At 60.3% G+C, this 650-nt stretch carries 1 pseudogene; it reads left to right on the top strand.

The features are described from left to right. Positions 1 to 192 precede the first annotated feature (192 nt). Positions 193 to 598, top strand: a pseudogene (locus FG154_RS20690) (transposase); the annotation flags it as partial. Between the last annotated feature and the right edge of the window lie 52 nt (positions 599 to 650).

Genomic DNA, 650 nt, shown 5'->3' with positions numbered 1-650 from the left:
CTCATCGCTACGTCTCTCCTTGTAGCATGAGCAGATTTTCACTGGGTCGATACAGCCGAACATGTCGAGCTGAAGGCGATCGCGGTAGATCGAGGAGTGCCGACCAAGACACTGCAAGTGGAGTTGTTGAAAAGAGCCGTCCGGTCGATTCTGTCGAGGTCATCCTGAACAAGCTGATCTATCGACGCACCGATCTGTGAAGTTCTCCTGTCTTGCTATCGGGCCCTTCGTTGCGGAGAATTTGCGCTCCTGATCTGGCTGGACAAGGATATGGCTTGGCTCGTGCCACGCCAAGGAAGACTGGGGAGGCCGCCGCTGTTCTCGGATTGAGGAGGATCGGAAAACAGTCCAGTGGGCTGTTTTCCCGACGAATGCGATCCAGTTCTGCCTGTCGATCAAGATCCTGTTCCGGTTGCCGCTGAGGCAGACAGCCGGGATGGTCGCCTGCCTCCTGCGCCTGGCCGGGCTGGAGTGGCCGGTTCCGGATTATTCCACCCTCTGCCGGCGGCAGAAGTCCTTGGCCGTCCACATCTCGTACTGCCGCGCCGCCGGCCCGCTGAACCTGCGGGTCGACAGCACCGGGATCAAGTTCCTTGGGTGAGGCAGGACCGTGGCGCCAGTGGCGCCGCGTAAGCCTGCCGAACGCGAGT

This window comes from Cereibacter sediminicola (genome assembly GCF_007668225.1).
Classification (GTDB): Bacteria; Pseudomonadota; Alphaproteobacteria; order Rhodobacterales; family Rhodobacteraceae; genus Cereibacter_A; species Cereibacter_A azotoformans.
Note: the sequence above shows the minus strand (reverse complement) of the source record. Positions and strands in the feature narration are given on the sequence as shown.